Source organism: Ruminococcus sp. YRD2003 (assembly GCA_900109435.1).
Lineage (GTDB): Bacteria > Bacillota > Clostridia > Oscillospirales > Ruminococcaceae > Ruminococcus > Ruminococcus flavefaciens_G.
Genome location: FNZT01000003.1, coordinates 610,774 through 628,225 on the forward strand (window position 1 = coordinate 610,774; position 17,452 = coordinate 628,225).

Here is a 17,452-nt window from a genome sequence, read left to right on the forward strand (position 1 = left end):
AGAGTACCCCATAGGGGCAAAATTTAAATTGAAAGTTTTAGGAAGGGAGTTTGAGGGAGAACCCTTTTTCAAAAGGGTTTCCCTCAATAAATACTCCGTAATGTTTCTGTATGGGTAAAGCGCATAAAAGCGGGAGTTTTTATCGGCACAGTTCAGCCATTTCCTTTTCGAGAAGGCGGAATACGAGAGCTACAAGGAAGCCGTCAGCGACTGCGTGATTGAGTCTCACGGTCACAGGCATGAGCAGCCTCCCGTTCTCCTCGCGGTATTTTCCCCAGTTGATTATCGGCAGGAAATAGAGATAACCGTCGGGGAGCTCAATATTGAGCGAGTCATATGATAGCCACGAAATGAAGGACGCATCGAACCAGTTCGGGTGTGCCGCAGCATCAAGGCGATACTCGCGGGACTGCTTTGCACTCTCGATATCGGCAAGAGCCCCCGCATAGAAAGCGGAGTAGTCGGGCGAATAGCGGGAATACACGGGCGTACAGGTCTCGGTATCGTCGTGAAAGATATACTGAGTCGGGTTTATCTCGTCGTAGCAGATGAGCTCGTCAGTCTGCCAAAGATAGCCCATACGGTAATCCTCGCGCGAGTTGAGCACCTTTGAGAGCACATACAGAAAATTGATGTAGAACTTCGTACCATTGCGGCGCGACCACTCAACAAGCTCGGTAACGTCGATACGAAAGGTCATAGAGACAGAGCACTTGCAGTCCTGAGTGAAATGGCGGTAAACTCCCGCGCGGTAATATTTATCCTTGTCTATTTTACGATAGTTCATTATGTCACCTCATGATCATGTTGTTCAAGCAGTCGTCACAGGCACTTTCGGATCGGGAATTTCTGCCGCGTGCTCTTCGCCAGCCGTGATCCGCGACTGTATCAGTGTATGGACGAGCGAGAACATCGTACCTATCAACGCAGCAGCCGATACATCACTGAGGAAGTGAGCACCGAGCACCATACGCGTAAGCATTATCACAACACCGAACATCAGGGCGCAGGCACTAAGCCAAACAGATCTGCTCCTGAGCTTCGGGAAGAACCACGTCAGCGACTGTACAATATAAATAAGGGAAACGCTTATGATACTGTGTCCGCTCGGGAAAGAACGGAATTCCCCCTTGTCGATACCGAGGGTCTTTATGTAGTCGGAAGCTCCCCTGAAAGGCGTATACCACGGAACAAACCCGATGCCCTCATATCCGAGCACTACAGTGCGGTATCTCGGACGGTGAAAGACATTTTTCAGCGTCAGCATAGTAACAAGAGCGGAAAGCATGATCACAATAAGCCCGATGATCCTTTTGGCAAGAAGCCTGTCATCAACACCTCCTGCAAGCTTAAACCCGAGGAAAAACAGCGGATAAACACCGACGATGCACACAGCCGAGATGGCTGCTATATTCCCGTTCAGAGCGGGAAAAACAGAGCCGAAGCAGTCGTTCCCGAGGAATACGTCAGCTCCGATAGCCCCTGTCAGCAGCGACAGCAGCACACAAACGAAGCAAAGAGCAGACTTAGCAGATCTGCCAAGCCGTGAGCTGAACACCCTTTCAAAGAGAGCGCCGAACAGAAGCACCAAAACCGCAAAAAACGGGTATACTCCCAGTGATGTAAGGACTTTCATCCCCGTATTGTCAGGCGTAAAAAGGAAAGCAGCTATAGACTCGTCGCAGAACGTGCCCGTCAGGAAAAGAGCTCCGAAAACGAAGAGCACAGCTGTATAGAAGAAAACAAGGTTAAAACAGTTTTTTTTCATTAATTTTCCCCGATGAGATACTAATGTTAATATGTTAATGCAACACCGTACAAAGCCTTCAGGCGGGCTTTGTGCGGTGTTGCCTTTAATTATATCATTTTAAGCAGAGGAAGTCAACTTTTTTCGCATAAATAACGCAGCAGAGGGTGAACGGTGATTATTTTGCCTTGTTTTTTCATTTTTGCTATGGTATAATAGGTGTGATCCCGGAATAAGGAGCATAGCAAATGGAAAAGCCAAAGAAAAACAAACCGTACATGATGTATCTGAAACAGTCGCTTAGCGCTGTGAAGCCGCAGTATCATGCGTACCGTGACGGCAAGAATGCGGTCTACACCATAGAGGGCGATGTGACAAGACACCGCTTTTCGGTGCGTCAGGGCGAGAATGAAGTGCTTGTGCTTCATAAGAAGATCGCAAAGCTGTTTGCAGAATACACCATAGAAAAGGACGGTCAGGAGATCGCACATATCAAAAAGGGACTTTTCCGCAGTCTGTCAGGGAATGTCTATGACAAGAGCCTTGAGATACGAGTCGCTTATGAGTCCTACAACTTTGACATTCTGGTGGGAGGTCACAAACTCTGCCGTATCGAACAGGAAAACGCCAGTTTCCGCGACAGCTATGAGATGATGATATTTGACAGTACATTAGAAGAAGTCGCTGTGACGCTTGCAGTCATCTGCGACCATGTTTCCGATAAGGCGGACAGTACAAGATACAGCGACTGAGAAAGGAGATATTATGGGATTTTTTGATTTTTCAGGCGGCGGAAATATGGGCTTCGGCAGCGTAAAGAACGTGAAGGGATTCACGAATGAAGATCTGTTTGAAAAGCTGTCGGCGATAAAGGTCAGCTTTGGCACACCGATAATGGGCGATATTTTCGGTACGCAGTCGGTCATGTACAAGAACGCCACACCGTACTATGACATTTTCGTTCGGGTGCATAAGGACAAGATAATCATGGGCAAGATAGGCACGGACGGTACGGACAGCACAGTGACGGCGGCGCAAATGGAAGCCGAGCTGATAATGGGCAGCAAGGACGAGGAAAACTCCTTTGCAGACAGAGCCGTAGACGAGCTTCTGGAGGTCATCAAAAAGCTGGAAAGCGGTGAATATATCACAATAACTGACGAAGCGATGCCTGCCAATACCGCAACGGGCGAGCCGATCTCGCTTTATATGGAGCAAAAGCTTTTCTCCCTCAAACCGAGATTTGACGTGTTCGATCAGGAGAAAAACGTGGTGTTCCATGTTGAAGGCGATATCACAAGCCACAGCTTCACCATTCAGCAGGACGGAAGAGAAGTGCTGAAGCTGAAGCGGAAGATAGCGAAGATAATGGACGAATATGTCCTTGTCAAAAACGGCGAGACGATCGCCGAGCTGAAAAAGAAATTCCGCATCGTGAACCCCGAAGTCAGCGGAACGGTAAACGGCGCTGAACTGCGTATCATGGGCGACCTGATGGGCATTGACTACGACATAAAGATCGGCGGCAGGAAAGTCGCTCACGTCGATCAGGACAAGGCGCACTGGTCGGACTGCTACCGCATCAGCATCAAGGACGAGGACGTGCAGGATATTGTCATCGCGCTTGCGGTCATCTGTGACCATGTTTCAGACAAGGATTCCACATGGCGTCACTAAGAACTTGTCTTCACAAGCCTTTGCACGCATCTTTTTGACAATCTTTCGCTGATGTCTTCGTTAAAGATCTTTGAAATGCGACAGCATTCCTGCGGATCTTTGCCTTGACCTCATCAAAATCTTGCCAAAAATCCACGCACAAATCTTATGAAGACAAGTTCTAAATAAAAAGAGGTCAGGACACATTGTTCTGACCTCTGTATTTTTACATCAGTTTGATCTTCTCAGAGCTGTGCTGTCCTGCGTAAAGGCAGATGAGCGCTGCAACAGCACCTTGCAGGCGGTATTTCGCACCGATACCCGAGATATACTGTGCGTCCTGATTGTTCACCTTCCAGCGAGGATAACCGCCGTTGGGAGCAAGTCGGAGGGCTGTCACATCGCTGTGAAGCAACGAGCATTTCTTTTTGCCGTCAATGAAGATACTGCGTCTGTCCGTCACGACGAAAAAGCATTTTCCTCTTGCAAACAGACCGTCATCGCCGTACACGATGATATGCTCGTCCGTATCAAGAAGCTCGGCAATTTTCGGCATTATCTTGTCGAGCCTGTGCTGGTTGATACCCTCACTTGCCACATCTTCTTCATTGATAAGGGCGGTGCGGATATACTTTGCCACGCTGTCAGCGTTTTTCAGACTGTTCAGGCAATAGCAGAACGAGTCAAGGCAGGTCACGACATTTTCATATTGTTTCAGTGCCTTGATGTCCCAAAGGATATCGAACATCTTTGTATCCAGCAGAGCGCCGTTGCCGTCATCTGTTATCTCAGCATCAATATGGGTGCCGCAGAAAGGACACACCAGACATTTATCAGAAAAAGACAGTTCCATTTCGCCGCCGCAGGAGGGGCATTTTCTGTTTTTCATCGCAGTATTCTCCTTGTATTTTACGCTGCATCTTCACACATCAAACAGCGGTTGGGTCTATTATAACATATCTTCGCATCGTTTGCAAGGCGTAACGGCTATTTTAGGCAATACCGCACAAAGCTTGTGCTGGAGATGCGCTGAAAGATTTTTCGTCAGATTGTTTAGAAATTCCGCAGGCATACTCACGTATGTCAAGGAATTTCTGTGCAAGATGACGGAAAATATGCAAGCATATCCAGTACAAAGCCTTCAGGCGGGCTTTGTGCGGTGTTGCCTTTACATTCCGTTCCGCACAGCTTTTCCTTCTTTTATCTTGAACTTATGGCATACCTATGGTATAATATTAAAAATTACCGATTCCGACAAAAGGAGCAACAAGTATGGGCATTGTCGCAGAAAAGATCAGAGCATTAAAGAAACGATCGGGAGATCGTGCAGAACTAACAATAGACCTCCTGTGCCTTTTGGCTTCCTATGGACTGATAATCATGCTGCCGAAAAAGATGAATATTCTATTCTGGACCATTTTTGGCATTTCGGCATTTTTATTCTGTGTCGGCTTTTTCCGTATGGGAGCTGTCATAAACAGATGCAAGGCGAAAGGAGTGAAGCGCTGTTCTGACATTTTGCTGATAGCGTCAGGTATAGTGCTGAACTGTTCAGGTGTGCTTGCGATATGGAAAGCGAAGGGTATTGAACGAGGGATATGTATAGCAACACTGCTTCTGATCGAAGCGATCGTAATGTATTCGGCTTCGGCAAGCCGTGCGGTCACACTGCGCTTTCAGTGGATAATATCCTTGATTTTTCGTATCACCGCAGTTCCTATGGTGATCGGAGGGATCGCAGCCATTGTTTATTCGATCATGACTTCGGTTTCTGGCACCAATATCGCCATTGGAGTGTTTCTGCTGGTTGAAGGCATTGTGTTCCTGGCGATCGGCAGCGGCAACGATCCGTTCAATTCATCATTCTCTCCGTTCAGAGCTGTTCCCAATATGAACAAAACTGTGCAGGAACTCTGCAATGCGCTTGCAGACACAGAAACACAGCTCGGTTTCCCGTGGATGGGTAAAGTAGGAACTATCAAAGAAGAAACGATCATCTACGGACCGACTGAGGAAGACATTTTCGTATACGGTCATTACCATTCGGGCAGATTTTACATCGTATCAGGTGACGATATATCCCTCTTGGATGCGGAGCAAGCCGATGCACACCGTATCGCGGAGATACCCGACAGCAAAGGAAGAAGCCTTGATGCTGAATTACTTCCCGAAGCGTATTCCAATATGATCACAAGGTATCTGGAAAACGGGAATGTCATATGGAGCATCAAAATAAACAAGCATAAAGAGTGACCAAATAACTTGGATCAAAGTATATATATGATCGGGTTCGCCGCAGACTTTAGGATTTTAGTCAATACAATTCTGCAAAAAGCGCATAATACTCATAAAAACAGGCACATGATCCTCGTTCATACTTTCATAAGTCAAATTAATCATCTTCAAAGCTATCACAAAAACAAAAAGCTCTGTACTCCCCGAAGAATAGGGAATACAGAGCTTTTTAAACTGTGTATGTGTTACAAATTAGATACGGTATGGAACGCGGAAAAAAGCAGCGGCATCAAACGATACCGCTGCCTTCCGCATATTAAGCTGCATTGCCCGAAAGCCTTTGTTTAAAGCTTTGCAAGCAATACTCCGAGATAATCCCATACAGTTGAATAGATATCACTGAACTCAAAGTGTCTGTCCTTATCATATACAAGTTCAACTGTCTTTTTGGCAACATTATAGATCATACCCAGCTTAGCCGAGATAAGTCCGCCTGCATCGCCGAAACGGTCTAATACAGTACAAGCAACGTTGGCGAGAGTATCTATCATATTTACCAATGTAAACTTCTTATACTCAAACATTACAGCATCTTCGTCCTCTGCTTCTGCAAAAGCGAAAATATAATCATAGTTTGAATATCTCATCGTCAGCGCGTCACTGAGCATGCTTGTAGCGCCTACGATTCCATAAAGTCCCTTTGCGAGGTCCTTCAGGTCCAAAGCAGCAACACCGCTGCAAAGGTCCTTGCCGCTCGAAAGCAAGTTGATTGCTCCGAGCTCCCAGTTCGTAAGGAACAGGCTGTTATTGAGCTCAAAGAGGTTCTCGAATTCCATCGACGAACCGCCCGCATTGCCGCCAGATATCATATACGAAGCTGATGCGTCCTTCATATCTATGGCAATATACGCTGTACCTTCCCATGTTCCGAGTCTGATCGTTTCAGGCACGAGCTCAACATAAAGTCCCTGATTGATGAAATCGCGTATCTCGTCCTTGACAGCACTCGTGATATTTGAAGCTTCAAGCTCCTTCTCCGCATTTGCGGGAGTGAGATATCTGAATTTCACGCCCTTCTTTGCGGCTTCGTTCATAACGGATATGGTAGATATTGAGGTGTTGCCCTTGTCAACGAGCTCCTGCCAGATGTATCCCTCATAGTATGAGCCGAGCATACCGCATGCGAGCATGAAGTTCTTTTCTGCCTGAGCATCGCCGTCAAGGCTTATAGCAGCTCTGTTGTCGTATGCAACATCAATAAAGAAAGAACCGAAATCAAGATTCCTTGTTATGCCGAAGGTCTGACTCTTGCTGAATTTGTAGCCTGTGATTCCAAGACTGAGGCGCTTGGTTACGTCGATATTGTTTATTGAAGCATACAGGTCTTCCTGAACATCGCACATCGAGAAGTAGTATTTGCCTGCATAATCGAGGAATGCTCCGAGTTCGTCATGGCTTACCATGTTCTTGGGCTCGTAATTTTCCTGAGCATCCTGCATTCTGAGGTATGCCGCCTTTGTCTCGTCGGGAGTTATTGACTGGAGATCGAGGTTAATGGCATACATGGAACCTGCAATTATGTTGTCATCGAGCACCGTTGTACCGCCGCAATTCCTGATAACAGTGTTCAGCTGGTGATCTGTTCCGAGCTGAGTCTCAAAGAGCCACGAAAGCTCATCATCCTCAAGCTCGTATTTCTTGCTTCCTACTGTTACTACGGGAGCAACGTTTACGAGGTAAGCAGGCACATCAACAAGTCTGTCATAGTGTGAGAGCACATTTGCATCGGAATCCGATACAGGCTCATACGATACAGTCACGGATTTGCCGTAGAGCTCGGAAACAGGGAGGCTCATCAGGCTCTCGCCGTCGATATAGACGGAAACCATATCCTTATCGCTGTCCTTGATGAAGCTGTAACGCTCGTCAACGCTCAGAACAGTGTAGGGAAGAGAAGCGGGTATGTAGGTGTCTCTTGTCTCGACCACCTTGCGGTAGTGACACTCGATATTCTCGCGTGCAGCGACCTGAGCCTTGCCATCGAGCTGGTTGTTCTTGTTTATCATCTCGAGGAGAGCGAGATCATCCTCAGAGTATTCACCCTTTATAGACTCGATCTTAGCCTCGAGCTTCTTGAAGCTCGGGTCAAGCTGTACCCATACTGCGTCGCCCGACTGGTTGCCTGCTCCGCGGTAATCGGTATAAGGTATATATGCCTCGACCCATGTGCGCTCCATCTTGAAGCCTGTGATATTACCGTTATTTGTAACAGCCCTGACGTTCCTGTGACCTGTCGCAAGGATACGTCCTACCGCTGTCATGTTATCGGTGCCAGTGATATCCTTTGCCTGCTCGGCTGTGATATATACATTGCCCCTAACATATCTTGCGGGGATATTCTTTGCTCTGAACAGAGCGATTAGCAGAGCGGCCTGATCCATGTCATTACCGCCGTTCTGCGCAAGAGTTGCGGCAGCACCCTTCTTCGAGCCCGAATACGCTTCGTTCTTGAAGTTGTTCTTGACAAATAGGTATATGCTGTTTGCATCGCCGAGTGAATCAGCGACATACTTGAACAGCTCTGCAGTCTCGGACTCTCCCTCGAGCTTGAGGTCGTTGTCCGTAGGCGGAGCGGAATATATCGGAGCTTCTTCGAGTTCCCCGTCGAGCTCGACAGTCTCGAAGCTGTCAGCGGAGCCTTCGGTAGTGGGGATAGCATCGGAGTGCTTATGCTCGGGACGCGATTCCACGTTCTCGCTGAGGATAGCGAGGTTCTTCTCGGTATCAATGCCGTTTCTGAGTTCTTCTATCGCCTTGGATGTCTGAGCGTATCTGACATTGACCTCGTTCTCGTATTTCTGCTGACGCTCGATAATCTCGTCGTCAGCCCATTCGCTGATATCAGCCGAGTAAGCCTCGACTGCCTGCTTCGTAGCGTTCATCTCTGCGATTATCTCATCGCATACCCTGTCGAGCTTTACAGTGTCATTATCGCTGAAAGCATTTTCAAGGCGGTCATAGAGCGGCTCTGTCTCCTCTGCGGAGATTATCTCAGCCGAAACATTGCTGTACTTGCTGTTTCTGCTGCCGAGGCTCTTTTTCAGTACAGGCAAAGGACTTGAAGAAGAAACCGCGATAGAGCAGATAAGTGAAACTGCTGTCGCAAATGCTGTTATCTTTAGCTTATTCATTCTCTTTGCCTCCTAACAATTTTACTGTAACAAGACCAAGCAGACTGAGTGTGCTTATGAACCACATATATATCGGGATACCGCTGTCGCCTGTCTTGGGATTTTCTGTTGCCGCAACAGTTGTAGTCGTTGCAGTCGTTGATGCAGCAGTCGTTGTGACGGTAGTTGTGGTCTCGTATGTGTTCTCGAAGCCGTCATAGTCGAGGTCGGAGTTATCGTCCTTGTACTCGATGCTGAGAACGCCCGAATATTTGCCGCTGCTCGGATCTGCGAGAGCAAAACTTGTCTTTCCTGTAAATGTATCACCTGCTGTGATAGAAACTGTATCGGAATAGGTGTATACGGGTTCGGACGAGCCGTCCTTGTATACCTTTATTGATACAACTGCATTTTCAGCGTCGGAACTGCTTGTGTTCTTAACGGAGAAATCAGCAGTTCCCTTGTCGTTCGAGTCGCTGAGATCAAGCTTGCCAGTGAAGGATGTAACATCGCTCTCGACTGTGAATTCAACGGAGTCGGACGAGAGCTCGAGCTCGCCCTGTGTAACTGTTGCTGTTGCCTTGTAGTCGCCGTCAAGGAGATCGCCGGGCTTGAGTGCGTCTGAGATGTCAAATGTGCCTGCAGGCTCGACGGCGCTGAGGTCGTGCCTGAACGAAGCGGCTGTATTGCCGTCCTTATCGGTAACGACAACGCTGAGGACAAGGTCGTTCTCTGTCATTGCCTTGCTGTTGTTGGATACGGTATTTGAAAGATTTATCGGGTCGGTAAGTGAATACGACCTCTTGTCACTGATGATGAGGTTGCTTACGCTCTGCTCATTCGCGATCTTGAATTCGGATTCTGCCGAAGCAATGACCTCATTGTTGCTGAGCCAGTTGATGACCGCCTTGTAGCGTCCCTCAGTCTCCTGAGGTATCATCCACTCGGCATTGCTGAGTAGCTTTACGTCAGCATTGAGCACCTGATCCTTTGCGGAGACGAGCTCTGCTGTCTTGTGGTCGAATTCGTCGTATATCTCGATTGCCATGTCGGCAGTTCTGCCGAATGGTGCGGATATCGTCTCTGCATCGATAGCGACCTTCTCGCCGTAAGCGTAGAGCTTCTTGTCTGTGTCGATGTCGGTGATGAACTTGTCCTCCGCGAAGGGAAGTATCACTTCATCGCTGATGTTGCCTGCGTTGTCTACCGCAAATACGTGGATGTACTGCTTCTGCGAGAGATCGGTAGGAACCGCCTCAAGCACAGCCTTGCCCTTGGAGTCGGCAGGAACGATATCGAGGATATCCTCGCCGTTCTCGCCGCGCTCGATGAGCTCGGGCTTGGGCTCGGCACTGCTGTCCACTTTGACAACGAAGCCTGCGAGGTCAGCGAATGCAGTGTGCTTTCTCACGTTTGAGAGAACTCTGTCGGAAGTGCTGTTGATGGGGTTAGCGCTGATGTAGTATTCGTAATCTGTAGGATTGTCCTTTGTCTGTACATTCAGAACAGCCTTGCCGTTCTCGTTCGATGTCGAGAGCACCTCGGGAACATCGGGAGCGTCAACATCATAGAACGAAGCGTCCTTTGCTGTTGTCTGCTGTGAGATCTGATACAGATAGAAGAGCGTGTTTGCAAGTATCTTTCTCTCGTCGTCGGAAGCCTGACCGTTGCTGTCGCCTGTCTGTATCATACCGACGTTTTTGTATGTTGAGAGGTAGAAGTTGTCAAGTCCGCCTGTCTCGGGGTGAGGACGCTTTGTAGCGTTGAGAGTTATCCACTCATCAGCGCCGTTGAGGTACTGACCTGTCGAATGCGTGTTCGGAACAGTGAGGTCGCCTCTGATAGTCCAAGGATAGTTTGTAAGAGTACCGAGCTTTACTACCGATACAGATGTTGTTCTGTACCATACCTCGGGCTGAGGTGTAGCAACGAGGAGTCCCGCCTCCTCTGCGAACTTGTTGAACTTGCGGTGCTCGAGCATATTTCCAGAACCGCCGCAGATGGTATCGTGTCCGAAGAGGACGCCTCTGCCGCTTGCAACGAATTCCTTGGTGACTGCAAGCGATTCCTCGTTAAGGTCATAGCCGCTGTTGCAGTCTGACGAGCCGAAGAAGATAACATCGTACTTCCAGTTGCCCTCGCTGTCAAGGAGATAGCTCTTGGGGTCTGAATTGAATGTGGGGATATGAACGGAATCAATATCGAATATTCCCTTGCCTGCGGGAGTTTCGGTATTGCTGATAGTAGTGGTCATCCATTCAGCAAGATACGGGGAAGCAGGATAAACGTTGAGAACGTTGATATGCTCCTCCTCGTTCCATATCGAACGGGGCTCCCATTTCTCGCTGTTGGTCTTTCTGTAGAGCTGATAGCTGTAGCTCTCGGCGTCGTTGCTGATGTCGTTCCATGAGAGGTCGACCATGTCTTTCTTTTCAGTGCTGACGGAACTGTTGAGGATAAGGTCCTGAACAGGTCTGTCAACGACCTTCAGAACTCGCTTGCCCTCGGAAATGAGAGTGCCTTCAGCGTCGTAGAGCTTTGCATTTACGGTATACTCGCCAACGTTCTTTACAGTGAATGAGAGCTTGTCGCCGCTCTTGAAGACCGGGTATTCAGCCTTACCTTCGAAGTATGTAACTTCGCCCTTTTCAAGTGTGATATCAAACTCAGTCTCATCAACGAGCTCGTCCTTTTTGAAAACATTCATTTCGATCTTTCCGCTGAACTCGCCGTTGGAGAAGTAGTTGACCTCTGCGCCTGCGTTTATCTCAGTCTCGTTTCCTGCGTAAACGTAGTAGTCGCTGAGTATGGGGCCGAACCATGTTACCTCGAACTGAGTCTTTTCTTCTTCCGAGGTCTTTTCCTCGATAACGGGAGCCTCAACGACTCTGAACTCCGTACTTCTGCGGCAGATTTCCTTATCACCGTCGATGCATACTACGGTGATATCATAAACGCCTGCCGCTGTCGTGTCGGGAGTGAATGAGAGCGGAGTCCCCTTAAGGTCGCTGCTGTCCGGAGTGAGAACGGCTTCCTCAGTCTTTGATGCTATCTCCTTGCCGCTCTTTGTGACAACAGTCTTCATCGTGATATCGTAGTCAACATTGGTCGCGTAGAGGAGGTCATACGATACTCCGACCTCGATCTCTGCACCCGATACAGCCGTATTGGTGTCGAGCTCTACGGAGAGGTCTGTTATCTCTGTGGAGTGCTTGGCTTCAACGGCTGTGATACCTATCGGTAACTTCTGACTCTTTACGAGCTTGCCGTTGTCGAAGAGCTCTGCGAGCACATACACATCAGAACCGTCTGGCTCTGCAAGTACAAACTCGCCCGAAGCAACATTCACGCTCGTTCCGTCCGCGGGACACGAAGCCTTTACAGTGTTCTCATAGAAGGGAGTTTCACCGCTGAATGCTGTTATCTTAACATCGAGCTCAGTGTCATAGTTGCTGGTGTACTCTATTACAGAGCTGACGGAGATGGAATTCGAGCTGTTGCTGGTACCCTCAGTATCGCTGAGTTCGGATTCAAAATCAGTTACAACAAGTCTGTTTTCAAGCTCAAGGGACTGCAGGAGCCTTATCGCAACCGATGTCGTTTCAATATCCTCTGCAAAGCTGCCGTCAGTCTTTTCGGCTTTGCCGATATTGCTGACGAGCTCCATAGGGTCGGTTTCCTCATTCATCGCCTGCATTGCAAGGTGCTTGTAAAGTGTTTTCTTTATGTCTTCATCCGCGTAGCTATCGCTTACGTTGTTTTTAAGGTATGTCAGCGGAGCATCGAGAACTGTCAGTTCATAATTATTCTTAGTGAGGAATCTGCCGACATTGTATACTACCATAGCGGTGAGTACTTCGTCACTGTCGCTTGCCTCAGTGTAGGAATAGCTTCCGTTCTCATTTGCTGAATTCACAAGAAATTCGCAGATAGCAAGTCCCGAGATGTCGCCTCCTGTGTAGGCAGTATCATTCACTGCCTCGAGCACGAGTACGGAATCAAGCACATCGCTCGCATATTCGGGATAGAGACCAAAGCCGCCATCTGCATTCTGCTTGCACTCGAGCCTGCTGAGGTATTCGGACTTGGCAGAAGCCGCCGAAAGCCTTGCGACCATATCTGTGTTGTCAAAGGATATATTGTCCGTAAGCCATGTCTCGCTGTTCGGGTCTGTTTCCTTCTGAGCGGCTCTGAGAGCGATAAGCGTTTCCGTAGTATCGTTGACAAGGCGATCGTCGCCGTAGCTGCTGTCGGCATTCTTTTCTGTGCCGAGGTATGCAACAGCCTTCTCAATGATACCGTTCCTGAGCGCACTTGCTTCTACAGGTGAAACACTGCTTGCCTTGATACCTATCATAGCTGCTGTGTTGAGCACCAGTACCGAGCCGAGAAATACAGACAATGCTTTTTTCTGTTTTTTCAAACTGCGTCCTGAAAGTTTCAATCATTTCATTCCTTCCAATTAATATTTGCCGCATAATGGGAGCCACCTTTGGCGGATTCGCAGTTACCGTGTATGAACCATAAGATTATGGTTCGGCAACCCGCATTTCCAGCTAAGGGAAGCAATCCAAGGCGTGGCATTTCATATAAACGTATACCCAACGTTTCGTATCATAGTATCACAAAAATCTCATTTTGTCAACTATTGCACAAAATATACAATTCGTATATACATCGTGCGAAACTCCCTATTCTACGCGAAAGATCAGGTGTCAAAAAAGCAAGAGCTTATGTTAATGATATACAAATATTACGCGATCTGATTATGCATATTCTACAATAATATCAAATTCACCCCTCTTTTGATATCAAGCCTGAGCTTCACGCAGTCGCTCTCCGACAGATAAATTCGCTCATACCAATTATTCATAACGCAAAAATCCCGGGCAGTGCCCGGGATTTCTTCATACATTCGATTCGTATAACCTATCAAACCAACAGATAGAAAAGTTCAGCCGCTTCTTTATTTTTTTCAAAATTAGGATCATTTATTCCCTCAAATTCAACTGTTTTACAATTCTCCTCATTTTCGTGAGGTAATTTTGGATACCTCGAACCTTTGACCCATTCGATCTCGGTTTCATAACATCCATAGCTTATAAATGTTCTACCCCAACCAGTATTATTCAATCTATGAAGTGCTTTTTCTAATGTATCATTTTCAAAATCATAGACATCGAGCGCATAGTATCTTATTTTTGATGTGTATACGATTTCACCATTATCATTCCTATGACAATAGACCGTTGAGGATAATGCTGTCTGGCAGCCGCCAAAAGACAGCCACCAATCTGCAAAAGCATTAATATTATATGCACTCTCCCCATGGAATTCACACTTCCATTCTGGTCTCCCCCACTTATCCTCCTTATCTTCTGGTTTATTAATGTCCTTGACAGTTGAAAAATTATACGTATTGCCTATCATGGTATTCTTCTCAACCATATCAAAATATGCATTCATGTTATCATAATACTTATTTCGCCCCCTATTTGTCATCGCAATCGCATAAGGATATTTTTCAAATTCAAAATCTTCACCATTAGCGCATAAATAATGAGTAAGCGCCTTTACAGCATTAGGGACGCTTCCTCTTGCATCCAAATACCTTGAGATATTCTTCTTATCTAAACTTAATGTGATACCACCTTGATCGAATCCAACGGCTCGACTAATACCATCTGTACAAGCCAATGCATCCATCAATAAAAGAACTGCAAATGTACACTGTGCTGATGTATCTACCAGTCCTGGGTTGATTCTGTCTTTAGGTGCTTCTTCTTTTGCTTTTTCATATACATCTTCATATTCATTTGACAAAAGCTGCCTATATGTAACTTTTGAATAGTCGTTTACAACCTGGAAATGAGTATCAATGTGATCAAACGGAGCATTATCATCCACATCAAGGATACGATCGAAATCTGTATCCTTTAACTGAGGATTTGAAATCCATATAGCCAGCTTACTGTTGTTATAGTAATCTTCAAGCTGAGGACCATAAGGAGTGTCTTGCCAGTTTATAGGTACCATTTCATCATTTTTTCCAACGCTGATATTCGCCCTCTCGAACACATCATTATATGTCATAAAGCTAAATGTGCCATCGGGATTGACATTTACGTAGTTCTTGTCAAGCTCATCCCAGTCGCTAATTCCATCCCTATCCGTATCCATACCAGAATCAGGACTGAGTTTGTCTCTGAGCATTACATTGATATTGCCTGCGTCACTTGGCGCTTTATAGTTATTATACGTTCTGACGCACCTAACAATGAAATCAAGCACCTCATCATAATTAGTCTCAGTATCAAACCCTGTATCAAGTCCATCAACGTGGTATATACCGCCATTGTTTCCGGGATTTCTTATACCCCAGCTATCAATCTCAAAACTTAGTCTTGAGTCAGGGGGAGTTTGATAATACACCTCTCCAAAGAATGCTCCTCCCCTCATAATATCCTCTCTGACAAAAACAGCGTCACACCAATTACCATAAGTTAAAGTATCATACATTGTCTCCGAGTTCATAAGATTAATAACAATCCATCTATAATCACTCATCATATTTTCAGTGGTAAATGGTTTAGTATTTTGGATCTCTTTTTCAGCAAGCATGTATGAAACGAATCTGTTAGCAGGCCCTAATTCTGTACTGTACTCGATTTTATCAAGAGCTTCATCAAGTTCAATTATATTTGTGAAATCACAAGTATCCGAGTCTGCTTTTAATTTAGGAAGCTTATTCTCAACATCATACGGAATGACGTGTATCACAGCATCATCATAGTATTTGAAAAGATAGCTTGCAATATCATGGATCATTTCCTTTTGGTACAGGAAATTCTCTTCTCCGTTTTTTCCCGATCTCTGTAAAGTAAAATACAGGTCAAACGGCTCGTTCCTTTTTAATGAGACCTCATCTCCTATAACCGCATCCGCCACAGAAGACATCACAATGCTCTCGGTATCAGCCGATTCAGCGCTTTCTGTTACGGCTTGCTCGGGCTTTATTCCGAGCGAATCGAACCATTGCTCAGAGTCCAGAATGCAGTACGTACCCGTCCCGTCGATTTCAGCGGATACTACGCCGTCCGACTCCGAATACTCTGTATCCATAGGAATGAGCATATGTATATCTTCGTTGTACTGGAATACAGTTAAACGCTTTATGCCTTCAAGTCCCTTATATGTTCCGATAGTATTGTTCCTGTACTCATCATCAACAGTAAAGCTGATACTCATCGACTCGGGCTCTGTACCGTCGGCAACAGCAATATCCACAATATCACCGATTACAGCCTCTTCATCTATAACGGCTGTATATCTGCTCTTGGAAGCTGATACGACTTCTTCCGCGAAGCCTGCTGTTTTGATGTCTACTGAAAGCTTATAAGCCTTATTGTCGGCATCGGCGTTGACAGCCTCAAGCACAAATGAATCCGTGTCTATCTCCTGCTGAATAACCGCTTCTGCATCGGGAACATCCCCTGTTTTCGGCTTCAGAGGATCAAGCCCCATCTTGCATTCTGCATAGTCGGTCAATCCGTCTTCATCGGTATCTCTGATGAGCGGATCTGTCTTGAGCTCATTAATCTCTACAAGATCAGAGAGACGATCGCCATCCGTATCCTCTCTGAGCGGGTCAATTCCATATTTTATCTCAGACAGATTGCTTATGCCGTCCTCATCACAGTCAGCATCAGCATCGGAAATGCCCTTCTTAAACGAATCACGAACGGTCGGGTCTGTCTGTGTGATGTATATTTCTTCGTAGTCGCTGAGTCCGTCTTCATCCGAATCTGCACTGTCGATTTTGCTTCCGTAAACCGACTCGACCATATCAGCAACACCGTCTTCATCAGAGTCAAAGAAATCAGTAACATAGGTATCGTCCTTAGCGGTTACAAAGAACGGGAAAGACTCGACTTTCTTTCCGTTATTATCGATATATGTTGCCTTGAAGAACTTTGTATCAAATGGTTCTTTGACTTCGTAACTGTAGCTTGATGCATTTTCGACTTTGGCTGAGGTAATGTAATTCTCGTTGTCATCAGATACCAGTATTTCAACCGAGTTGACATTATCATTGACAAACCATTGAATGTCGATAGTATTGGTTTCAGAATTGTATACTCCGAACGTGTATATACCATCAAATACAGGAACGTCACTATCCCCGACAGTTGCATTTTCAAGACAGTTATGAATTTTCTGCGCCGTTATCGGCAGATCTTCAGCAGATATCATCTTTGCATCGATAAGCTTAATCGCTAAAGCATCCATACCAGTTATTCCGTCCTGGTCGACACAGTCTGCGTTTTTTAATCCATTTGCAGTCAAATGGTATTTGTCTTTATTTGCAATAAACTGAAGAATAGCAACGGAATCACTGATAGTCACCTTTCCGTCTTCATTTGCATCGCCGTAAACAATTTTGGATTCCGCAATAGCTTCTGCAGCATACGAGACACTCACCGCAACAGATTGATTACTTGCAAGCATTGCCAATGTAGACAAAGCCGCTATGATTTTTCTGATTTTCATCTGACACCCTCCAAATTTTAAAAAATATGTATTAATTTTAACATTCTTTATTTCTTTTGTCAATGACGCAAACGAAATCCGGCAACGTATTTGC

Annotated in this window: 9 protein-coding genes; 3 read left to right on the forward strand and 6 right to left on the reverse strand. The window is 46.3% G+C overall.

All coding sequences use genetic code 11. From position 1 onward, the window contains the following. Positions 1-139 precede the first annotated feature (139 nt). Positions 140-787 (reverse strand): CatA-like O-acetyltransferase, family 3, encoded by a 648-nt coding sequence (locus BMX22_RS02790; RefSeq protein ID WP_074740444.1) that lies wholly within the window; start codon positions 785-787, stop codon positions 140-142. A 24-nt stretch (positions 788-811) separates the two neighbouring features. Continuing rightward, positions 812-1,768 (reverse strand): phosphatase PAP2 family protein, encoded by a 957-nt coding sequence (locus BMX22_RS02795; protein WP_074740445.1) that lies wholly within the window; start codon positions 1,766-1,768, stop codon positions 812-814. Positions 1,769-1,995: 227 nt separating this feature from the next. On the opposite strand from BMX22_RS02795, the gene BMX22_RS02800 reads away from it, so the two are divergent. Beyond that, the gene (locus BMX22_RS02800; RefSeq protein WP_074740447.1) at positions 1,996-2,499 is read left to right on the forward strand and encodes a hypothetical protein; all 504 of its coding nucleotides are present in this window, start codon (positions 1,996-1,998) and stop codon (positions 2,497-2,499) included. A 13-nt stretch (positions 2,500-2,512) separates the two neighbouring features. Next, positions 2,513-3,424, forward strand: coding sequence for an LURP-one-related/scramblase family protein (locus tag BMX22_RS02805; protein WP_074740449.1), 912 nt, complete (start codon positions 2,513-2,515; stop codon positions 3,422-3,424). 205 nt (positions 3,425-3,629) lie between these two features. Here the strand turns inward: BMX22_RS02805 and BMX22_RS02810 are convergent, their stop codons facing one another. Continuing rightward, entirely contained in the window at positions 3,630-4,292 is a 663-nt protein-coding gene (locus tag BMX22_RS02810) for a hypothetical protein (RefSeq protein ID WP_074740451.1), read from the reverse strand. A 383-nt stretch (positions 4,293-4,675) separates the two neighbouring features. Between BMX22_RS02810 and BMX22_RS02815 the strand changes: the two genes are divergently transcribed. Then, entirely contained in the window at positions 4,676-5,656 is a 981-nt protein-coding gene (locus tag BMX22_RS02815; protein ID WP_074740453.1) for a hypothetical protein, read from the forward strand. Between the two features lie 326 nt (positions 5,657-5,982). Here BMX22_RS02815 and BMX22_RS02825 read toward each other — a convergent pair whose 3' ends face one another. The 3 genes from BMX22_RS02825 to BMX22_RS02835 form a co-directional block, all read right to left on the reverse strand. Further along, positions 5,983-8,829 carry a transglutaminase domain-containing protein gene (locus tag BMX22_RS02825; protein ID WP_074740457.1) on the reverse strand — a complete coding sequence of 949 codons (2,847 nt, stop codon included), beginning with the start codon at positions 8,827-8,829 and terminating at the stop codon, positions 5,983-5,985. Then, entirely contained in the window at positions 8,822-13,231 is a 4,410-nt protein-coding gene (locus tag BMX22_RS02830) for a hypothetical protein (RefSeq protein ID WP_074740458.1), read from the reverse strand. The genes BMX22_RS02825 and BMX22_RS02830 overlap by 8 nt, the downstream gene beginning before the upstream one ends. Positions 13,232-13,740: 509 nt before the next feature. Beyond that, positions 13,741-17,358, reverse strand: a complete 3,618-nt coding sequence (locus BMX22_RS02835) for a dockerin type I repeat-containing protein (protein ID WP_074740460.1) — start codon at positions 17,356-17,358, stop codon at positions 13,741-13,743. Positions 17,359-17,452: the final 94 nt, after the last annotated feature.